This window comes from Haladaptatus sp. (assembly GCF_049589095.1).
In the GTDB taxonomy this organism is placed as follows: domain Archaea; phylum Halobacteriota; class Halobacteria; order Halobacteriales; family Haladaptataceae; genus Haladaptatus.
This window is the reverse complement of the sequence record NZ_JBAWAC010000091.1, coordinates 1-9,337: the sequence shown is the minus strand read 5'-3', so window position 1 is coordinate 9,337 and position 9,337 is coordinate 1. Positions and strand designations below refer to the sequence as shown.

7 protein-coding genes are annotated in these 9,337 nt (G+C 62.2%); 3 read left to right on the top strand and 4 right to left on the bottom strand.

What is annotated here, in order from left to right; genetic code table 11:
- Both WBV42_RS03070 and WBV42_RS03065 read left to right on the top strand, forming a co-directional pair.
- A partial coding sequence (locus tag WBV42_RS03070; protein ID WP_423984728.1) for an ABC transporter ATP-binding protein occupies positions 1-684 on the top strand: 684 nt, incomplete at its 5' end.
- Positions 681-2,183, top strand: coding sequence for an ABC transporter (locus WBV42_RS03065; protein ID WP_423984727.1), 1,503 nt, complete (start codon positions 681-683; stop codon positions 2,181-2,183). The genes WBV42_RS03070 and WBV42_RS03065, both read left to right, overlap by 4 nt.
- 26 nt (positions 2,184-2,209) lie before the next feature.
- On the opposite strand, the gene WBV42_RS03060 is transcribed toward WBV42_RS03065, so the two are convergent.
- The 4 genes from WBV42_RS03060 to uvrA all read right to left on the bottom strand — a co-directional run bounded on the left by WBV42_RS03060 (position 2,210) and on the right by uvrA (position 7,910).
- A complete protein-coding gene (locus WBV42_RS03060; protein ID WP_066144792.1) occupies positions 2,210-2,806 on the bottom strand; it encodes an N-acetylmuramoyl-L-alanine amidase in 597 nt (198 codons plus the stop codon).
- 265 nt (positions 2,807-3,071) lie between these two features.
- Positions 3,072-4,160 carry a geranylgeranyl reductase family protein gene (locus tag WBV42_RS03055; protein ID WP_423984726.1) on the bottom strand — a complete coding sequence of 363 codons (1,089 nt, stop codon included), beginning with the start codon at positions 4,158-4,160 and terminating at the stop codon, positions 3,072-3,074.
- 52 nt (positions 4,161-4,212) lie between these two features.
- Positions 4,213-4,758 (bottom strand): DUF7344 domain-containing protein, encoded by a 546-nt coding sequence (locus WBV42_RS03050; protein ID WP_066144798.1) that lies wholly within the window; start codon positions 4,756-4,758, stop codon positions 4,213-4,215.
- Positions 4,759-4,967: 209 nt separating this feature from the next.
- On the bottom strand, positions 4,968-7,910 hold the full coding sequence (gene uvrA / locus WBV42_RS03045) for an excinuclease ABC subunit UvrA (protein ID WP_423984725.1): 2,943 nt from the start codon (positions 7,908-7,910) through the stop codon (positions 4,968-4,970).
- A gap of 229 nt (positions 7,911-8,139) precedes the next feature.
- Between uvrA and WBV42_RS03040 the strand changes: the two genes are divergently transcribed.
- The coding region (locus WBV42_RS03040) for an ABC transporter transmembrane domain-containing protein (protein ID WP_423984729.1) at positions 8,140-9,337 on the top strand (1,198 nt) is incomplete at its 3' end.

Below are 9,337 nucleotides of genomic sequence, written 5' to 3'. Positions count from 1 at the left end.
GGGTCCGTCCGCGTGTTCGACCGGGAGGTCCGCGACTGGGACGGCATTTACTACGACCGAATCGGGGTTTCGGCCGAATCCCCGAACCAATATCCCAAACTCACCGGCCGCGAGAACCTCGAACTGTTCGCGTCGCTCCACCGGACGGAAACGAGGGATATCGAGGAACTGTTCTCGCTCGTCGGGCTTGCGGACGCCATCGACCGGCGCGTGGGCACCTATTCGAAGGGGATGGCGATGCGTCTCAACTTCATCCGTGCACTCCTGCACGACCCCGAACTCGTCTTTCTGGACGAACCGACGAGCGGTATCGACCCCGGCAACGCGAAGCGGATCAAGACGGCCATCGCCGACCTCCGCGACGCTGGCACGACGGTGTTCCTGACGACCCACGACATGACCGTCGCCGACCAACTCTGTGACCGGGTGGCGTTCATCGTGAACGGCCGGATTCCGCTCGTCGGGGAACCCGAGGCGTTGAAACGGGAGTACGGGTCGCGGACGGTTCGGGTGGAGTATCGGAAGAACGGCCGTCCCGAAACCGAGCGATTCGCGCTCGACGGATTGAACGAGAGCGCGGAATTCGAGTCCCTGCTTGCGGGGAACGACATCGAAACGCTCCACACCGAGGAGGCCACGCTGGAGACCGTCTTCCTCGAAGTGACGGGGGAACGGTTAGAGTGAATCCGGTCGCCGCGATGGTTCGGTGGGACGTACGACTTCAGCGTCGGTACGGCTTCTACACCGTGTACGCCGTATTGACGGCATTCTACGTCGTCGCGTTCGTCGGACTCGAACTCCCGGCATCGGTGGCCGAGCGGGGGTTGGTGTTCATCGTCCTCTCCGACCCGGCCGTCCTCGGTTTCTACTTCATCGCCGCACTCGTCCTCATCGAGAAACGCGAGGGCGTCCTCGACGCCCTCGTCGTTTCGCCGCTCGGCGTCCGGGGCTACCTCGTCTCCAAAGTCGCGTCCCTGACCCTTCTCGCGGTCGTCGTGGCGACGGTGCTCGCCCTCGTCGTCCATCCGAGCGGCGTGAACGTCCCCCTACTGGTGCTCGGCGTGGCGCTCACGTCGATTCCGTTCGTCCTCGTCGGCTTCGTCAGCGTTGCCCGGTTCGACTCGATAAACGACTACTTCCTGAGCGCGCTTTTGTACGGCGCGGTACTGTACGCACCGCTGCTGTCGTTCTTCGGTCTCTTCGACACGCCGGTTTTCTACCTGCTTCCCGTCCGTCCCGCCCTGATACTCATCGACGGCGCGTTTCACGGGATTCGATCGGTGGAGTTCGTGTACGCGGTGGGCTACCTGTCGCTCGGAAGCCTCCTCGCGTTCGCCGTGGCGGAGCGGGAGTTCCATCGCCACATCGTACAGCACCGTCCGTCCCGGAGCGAAACGAACGGGTGGAACGAGGCGAAATCGTCCCGCCTCGGAGCGGTTCGTGATCTGGGACCAGTCGGCGGCATGGCGCTCGCGGACGGGAAGAAGTGGTTCCGTGACCCGCTTCTCCTCGTCGCGGGAACCGGCCCGCTACTGCTCGCCCTGCTCGCACACGTTGCACTCCCCTTCCTCAACCAGCACTATCTCCCGACCATCTCGCTCGTGCCGTACTATCCGCTGGTACTCGGATTCGTCGTCACTTTCCCGCCCTACATCTACGGGTTCGTGGTCGGCTTCTTCGTGCTCGAAGACCGCGAGCAAGGCGTGCTGGCCGCGCTCCGGACGACGCCCCTGACCGGCCGTGGCTACCTTCGCTACCGCGGCGCGACCGCGTATCTCGTCGGTGCGGCCGTGACGATTCCGACCGTGATGCTGTTCGGCCTCGTCCGGGTACCGCCGCTCGTGCTCGTGGCCGTTACGGTGGTCGTCGCACTGGCGGGACCGACGATCACGTTCCTGTTCGCGGGGCTGGCACGCGACTCCATCGAGGGTGTGGTCATCAACAAACTGCTCGGCCTGCTGTTGATCGTGCCGGTCGCGGGAATCGCGTTGCTCCCCGAACCGTGGCAGTACGTCGTCGGAGTCGTGCCGCTCTACTGGCCGGTGAAGGCACTCGTCGCGGGGGTCACTGACGGAATTGGGCTTCGCTTCGTCGCCTTCCTCTTTCTTGGAGTCCTCTCGTTCGGCGTGTCGATTCGGTATCTCGTCCGGCGATTCGAACGGATGGCCCGGGACAAGCGGTGAAAAAACGGGTCGTTCGACTGCTCACCTCAGTAGGAGTTGACGAGGTCGATGTAGTGGTCCCAATCCCAGTTCGAACCGGGGTCGGTGTGGCTGCTGGAGGGGACCTGTGAGTGCCCGATGATACCGCCGTTGGCCGGGTTCGCGGCGTCGCTCGGGACGCTCGTCGGGTGCTGTTTCGGCACGCCGTACTGGTCACAGAGCCAACTGGCCAGTTTGGCCGACGCCTCGTACTGCGCTTCCTCGTAAGTCCCGCTGACGTAGCCGCCGTGTTCGATACCGACGGAGTACTTGTTGTAGTCCCAGTCACCGGCGTGCCACGCGATGTTGATGTCGCTGACGCTCTGATATTTGTAGCCGTCCTCGGCGACGATGTAGTGTGCGCTGACGTCCGCGTCTGGGTCTTGGAACCAGTTGGCCGCGCTGCTCGCCGACCCCTGCACGGTGTGGATGATGACCCAGTCGATCAGTCCCGCACCACGGTCCGCCGCCGTGTAGTTGCTCGAATCGGCCGGTTGCCAATGGACCGTCGGCTTGGCCGCCGCAGTTCCACTGAACGCAACCGCACCGAGTCCCGCCGTGCCTGCCGCACCGATCGTCTTGAGTAGGTTACGTCTGGATGGCATGTTCCATTCATCTAAAAGAAGAACTCATTTAAAATATTTTCTCTAGTGATTTTGTAAATTAATATTTAATAGACTGTGTATTTAGAGATCGGAGGCGAAACTACCAGTTCACCGTTCGTACGTCACGACGAATCGGAAGCGGACGACGGTACGATCCGTCGCTCGCTGTCCCACAGGAAACCAGCGTGTCGTTACGGGGATTATGAAAACGGAAAATCGGGGCAGGATCGAGACGGCATCACACGCTATTTCGAGTAGTCCGAGCCTACGAGGTGCGTTTCAGCAACGTCCGGAGGTGGTTCGTCGAGAAGAGCGACGAGGGTTTGTCCATGTGGACGCCGATTTCGCCCTCCATCGCCGAGAGACCGACCGTTTGGATCGGTTTCGGGAGCGAGTACGCCCGCCGTAGCCAGTGGCCCAGTCGGATCTCGTTCTTCAGTTCCCGCCGCCACGCGCGCTCGTAATCGGCGAGCGTTCCGGGGTCGTCGGGATCGACCGTTTCGGCGGCGTGATCGGCCGAAGTCATCCCGTAGAGGATCCCCCCGCCGGTGAACGGCTTCGTCTGCGCGGCGGCGTCGCCGATCAGGAATCCTCGATGTGCGGTGACGCGCGGTGCCGGACCGATGGGAATCATCCCGGCACAGAAATTTCCGATTTCGACGCCGTAGTCCGCCGTAAATCGGTCGAACAACTCGCGGGCGCTCTCGCCCGGCGGCGCGGCCAGTCCGTACTCGACACCCTCCGCTCCACGGGGGATTCGCCACGCGAAGAACCGAGGTGCAGTCAGGTGAACGTCGACGAAATCGCCGCCGTCGTCTTCGGTCGTAAAACCGAGCACGCCTTGGAGCTTCTCGTCCGGTTCCGGCAGGTGGAGTTCCCGTCGGACGCGGGAGGCGGGGCCGTCACAGCCGACCACCATCTTCCCGCGAAACGTCTCGGTTCCGTCCGGCGTGTTCGCGGTAACATCGACGTATTCGCCGTGTTCCTCGACCGCCGAGACGCTGTGGTTTTCGCGCAGATCGACTCCGGCATCCTCGGCGGCACGGGCGAGCGTCCGGTCGAGACCGACCCGGTCGATGACGTTGGAGATGACTTCCTTCTTGTAGAACTGATGGTCCGCCGAACCCGGTCCATCGACGTGGAACCGAGCACCGTAGACTTCGTTTTGCAGAAGCTCGTCGCGTGCTCCATCGGGAGTAAAGTTCCAAATGTCGGTACTGACGTGGCCGGAACACGCGAGTGGCGTCCCCACTCGTCCACGTTCGAGAACGAGAACGTCGTGTCCCGCGTTCGCAGCCCGTCGTGAAAACCGCGACCCGGCGGGCCCCGCACCGACTACCACGAAATCGTGCATTATCCTCGATTACGGCCCGTCCGTCAAATAGCTTGTTTCTCGTTTCGGGTCGCTACCGTGCCGACGGCGGCCGTTCGCCCGTCCCGAGTTGCCGACGGCGAAGGTAATGAACCAACGCCGAAAACGCGAAGAGGGCGACGATGAGGACACCCCAGATTTTGTCGGGGATGGCCGAAAACGGCGGGATACCGAGGAAATCGGCCAATACGAGGACCGCGCTCACTATCGCGAGACCGAGGTAGTAGCGAATCCACGGGAACTCGTCCTGCGGACGCAAGTACCCCTCCAGTTGAGCGGCGTTATCGGAGAGTTCCACGATACCTCGACTCTGGTTGTACTCCACGATACCGGCATCCGAAAGCTTCGGAAGATGAGTCTGGTACAGCGACGTGTACACCGATTTGCGCTCGTTCGCGGACAGGCCTTCGACCGTGGTGTCGTTTTCCCACGCGGCCACCTGTTCGGCGAGTTCGCTGAGTTCCACTGGTCGCCCCTGTTGTTTCAGATAGTGGAGCGTGTATCGTCGTCGTCGATTTTTCAGAACGTCGAAGATGAGGTCTTCGGACAGTTCTTGTGGGGTTCCATCAGTCGAACTCATGCCACCGGTAAGTCGCAATCGGTTGTTTCGGCTATACCACCGCCACCCGGACGTAACACGACTGCGTTGTTACCGCGGACGACACTTTGTTATCCAGTGCTTAGCCGCCAGGAGTTTTCAAACTAATTACGATTGAGAGGTATAAGCGTGCGATTCTCTGCGGTAAGGTCGCCATTATCGAGGGAGAAACAGTGGTTACGAGCCGATTTTCAGTCGTCCATCGCTGCCGGTGCAGGCCTGTCGGCACGTGGACCATCGAGGTCGATCGCAGGGAGTTTATCCCGAAGATACCGGCCAGTGTAGGACTCCTCTGTCCGCGCGATTTCCTCCGGCGTGCCGGTCGCGACGACGTGACCACCCTTCTCGCCACCCTCCGGGCCGAGATCGATGACGTGGTCCGCGTTCTTCACGAGGTCAAGTTCGTGCTCGATGACGGCGATGGTGTTCCCCTTGTCCGTCAGTCGCTGAAGCACCGAGACCAGTTTGCGCTCGTCTTCGTGGTGGAGTCCGGTCGTCGGTTCGTCCAGCAGATACAGCGTCTCGCCCGCGTCCTTCTTGCCGAGTTCCTCGGCGAGTTTCACGCGCTGGGCTTCCCCGCCCGAGAGCGTCGTGGACGGTTGGCCGAGTTTCATGTAATCGAGACCGACGTCCTTCAACAGTTTCAGACGACGGCGAATGCGCGAGTCGTGTTCGAAGAACTCGTGGGCCTCCTCGACGGACATGTCGAGCACCTCCGCGATGGTCGCACCGCGGTAGGTCACGTCCAGCGTCTCGTCGTTGTAGCGCGCGCCGCCGCACTCCTCGCACGGGACGTACACGTCCGAGAGGAAGTTCATCTCGATCTTGACGGTTCCCTGTCCGCCACATTCCTCACAACGCCCGCCCTTCACGTTGAACGAGAAGCGACCCTTCTCGTAGCCGCGCTGTTTGGAAAGCTTCGTCTCGGCGAACGATTCCCGGATGTAGTCGAACACGCCCGTGTACGTCGCCGGGTTCGAGCGCGGCGTCCGACCGATGGGCGACTGGTCGATGAGTCGCACCTTCTCGATGTGCTCCATCCCCTCGATGGAATCGTGCTCGCCGGGGTCCACCGAGGTGTTGTCGTTCATCTCGCGGGCCAATCCCTTGTAGAGGATGTCGTGCATCAACGTGGATTTGCCCGACCCGGAAACGCCCGTGACGGCGGTAAACTTCCCGACCGGGATGTCCACGTCGAGGTCCTTGAGGTTGTGCTGGCGTGCACCGCGAATCGTGATACTGTCCTCGCTCTCGCGTCGTTCGTCGGGGACGGGAATCTTCTTTCGACCAGCGAGGTAGTCGCCCGTGATGCTGTCCTCGTGAGCCATCACTTCGTCCACGTCACCCTGCACGACGATTTCGCCGCCGCGCCGTCCCGGACCGGGTCCGATGTCGATGACGTTGTCTGCCCGTCGCATCGTCTCCTCGTCGTGTTCGACCACGATGAGGGTGTTCCCCAGGTCGCGGAGTTCACACAGCGTGTTCAGCAGGCGGTCGTTGTCGCGCTGGTGGAGTCCGATCGAGGGTTCGTCCAGCACGTACAGCACACCGACCAGTCCCGACCCGATTTGGGTCGCCAGCCGAATCCGCTGGCTCTCGCCGCCCGAAAGCGTCGAAGCCTCCCGGTCGAGGGTGAGATACTGCAGGCCGACCTCCTCCATGAAGCCGAGTCGAGCACGGATCTCCTTGAGTATCTCCTCGGCGATGCGGTTCTGCCGTTCCGTGAGGTTGGCTTCGAGGTTCTCGAAGTGTTCCAACGCGTCCCCGATGGACATCCCGTTGACTTCCGAGATCGACGTGCCATCGACGTACACCGACCGGCTCTCGGGGCGCAGTCGCGTCCCGTCACAGGCCGGACATTCCGTCACGGCCATGTACTCCTCGATGTGGTTTCGCGCCCGGTCGCTGTCGGTCTCGATGTACCGTCGTTCGAGGTTCGGGATGACGCCCTCGAACGGTTCTTCCTTGCGTCGGATGCCGTTCTTCGTGTTCCACTTGAACAGCACGTCCTCGTCGGTGCCGTAGAGGAATCCCTGCCGGACGTCCTCGTCGAGGTCCTCGAACGGGGTCGTCAGACTCACGTCGAAGTGTTTCGCCACGGAATCGAGCTGTCGGCGGTAGTAGGTCCGCTGGTAGCTCCACGGCTCGAAGACGTGTTTCAGCGGTTTGCTCGGGTCCTCTACGACGAGGTCCTCGTCGATTTCCTTCGTCTCGCCGATACCCTCACACTCGGGACACGCACCGTGCGGGCTGTTGAACGAGAAGCTCCGCGTCTCGATCTCGCGGAAGTCGATGCCACAGTGCGTGCAGGCGAGTTCCTCGGAGAACTCCACGACGAGTCGTTCGTCGCCGTCCCCACCTAGGTCGCCCGTCGAACGGGATTCCGAGCCGAGGTTCACGTCCTCGGGCGGGTCCGGAACGATAAGTTTCATGACGCCCTCGGCCTCCTCCAGCGCGGTCTCCACGCTGTCGGTGATGCGGCTTCGCGCTTCCGGACTGACCTTTACCCTATCGACGATCACGTCGATGGTGTGGTCGTAGTTCTTGTCGAGTTCCGGGCGGTCGAGGGTCAGGTCGAACTCCTCGCCGTCCACTTCCACGCGGGAGTAGCCGTCCGAGACGAGTTCGTCGAACAGGTCGGCGAACGCGCCCTTCTGGTCGCGGACGACCGGCGCGGCGATTTTCGCCTTGGTTCCCTCGGGCAAGCCCAACACCCGGCGAACCATGTTCTGGGCGCTCTGCTCGCCGACTTCGCGGCCACACTGCGGACAGTGTGGCGTGCCGACGCGCGCATACAGCAGTCGCAGATAGTCGTGTAGTTCGGTCACGGTTCCGACCGTCGAACGCGGGTTGTTCGCCGCGTTTTTCTGGTCGATGGAGATGGCGGGTGACAGGCCTTCGACGTTCTCGACCTGCGGCTTGTCCATCTGCCCGAGGAAGTTCCGGGCGTAAGCCGACAGGCTCTCGATGTAGCGTCGCTGTCCCTCAGCGTACACCGTCTCGAAGGCGAGCGAGGACTTCCCCGACCCGGACAGGCCGGTGACGACGTTGAACTCCTCGCGCGGAATCTTCACGTCGAGGTCTTTGAGGTTGTGCTCCTCGGCCCCCCGCACTTCGATGTAGTCCTTGCTCATCTAGACTCAGACAGCGACCGAATGAGGGTATGCCTGTCGGTTGCAGATTAAAGCGGAGTGAAAGTGAAAGTAGAATCAAAAGCTATCACTCGCACACTCCACCACGACACTCACTTCCACCATCTAAACACACAAAACCGCTGAGCGCCTACTCTGTTCGGATCAGGTGATTTCATTCAGCACGACTAACGACACCAAACGATTCGACGGGGACGAGGAGCGACACACGATGTGGCGGCTGTTCGCGGAGTACGGCCGCGGCTACTTCCCGCAATTTCTCGCGGGATTCATCGGGACGGTGCTCGGCCGCCTCTCGGGCCTCCTGCCGCCGGTCATCCTCGGCATCGCCATCGACGCGATATTCCTGAACAAGCAGGCATTCCGTCTCGGGCCGATTCCCTCGGGGTGGCTCCCGACCACGCCGACCGGACAGCTTTGGCTCTCCATCGGTATCGTCCTCGCGTCGTTTCTGGTGGGGGCGGTATTCTCGTGGGTGGAAGGCTGGGGCTGGAACGCGTTCGCACAGGGGGTCCAGCACGAACTCCGCGTGGACACCTACGACCGGATGCAATTGCTGGACATGACGTTCTTCGACGGCAAACAGACGGGCGAACTGATGTCCATTCTGAACAACGACGTGAACCAGTTGGAGACGTTCCTGAATGACGGGCTGAGTTCGGCGCTCCGCATCGGCGTCATGATCGTCGGCATCGGCGGCATCTTGTTCACGCTGAACCCGTCGCTGGCGGTCGTGGCGCTGCTGCCGGTGCCGCTGCTTGCGGCCTTCACGTACCTGTTCGTGCGGACCATCCAGCCGAAGTACGCCGCGATGCGGGCCAGCGTCGGCGCGCTCAACTCCCGACTGGAGAACAACCTCGGCGGCATCCGTGTCATCAAATCCGAGACGGCCGAGGGGTACGAGTCCGGACGCATCGAGGAGGCGTCACGGGAGTACTACGACACGAACTGGGACGCCATCACGACCCGCATCACGTTCTTCCCTGGCTTGAGCCTGCTGACCGGCATCGGCTACGCCGTCACGTTCGGCATCGGCGGGTTCTGGCTCCTCTCCGGCGCGCCGGGACCGCTCACCGGCGCGCTCGAACCGGGCGTGTTCGTCACCTTCGTCATCCTGAGCCAGCAGTTCATCTGGCCGATGGCCCAATTCGGGCAGATAATCAACATCTACCAGCGCGCGGAGGCGTCGAGTGACCGCGTGTACACCCTGATGAACGAACGCGGGACGTTGGACGAAACGTCCGACGCACCCGACCTGACCGTGACCGACGGTACCGTCGAGTACGACGACGTGAGTTTTGGCTACGGCAAAGAGGAAATCGTCGAGGACATCGACCTGCGCGCCGAGCGGGGGAACATGCTCGCCCTCGTCGGCCCCACGGGAGCCGGAAAATCGACCGTCCTCAAAC

Coding starts and splice junctions, on each gene's coding strand:
- WBV42_RS03060 (WP_066144792.1), bottom strand. CDS start 2,806: ATGCCATCCAGACGTAACCTACTCAAGACGATCGGTGCGGCAGGCACG.
- WBV42_RS03055 (WP_423984726.1), bottom strand. CDS start 4,160: ATGCACGATTTCGTGGTAGTCGGTGCGGGGCCCGCCGGGTCGCGGTTT.
- WBV42_RS03050 (WP_066144798.1), bottom strand. CDS start 4,758: ATGAGTTCGACTGATGGAACCCCACAAGAACTGTCCGAAGACCTCATC.
- uvrA (WP_423984725.1), bottom strand. CDS start 7,910: ATGAGCAAGGACTACATCGAAGTGCGGGGGGCCGAGGAGCACAACCTC.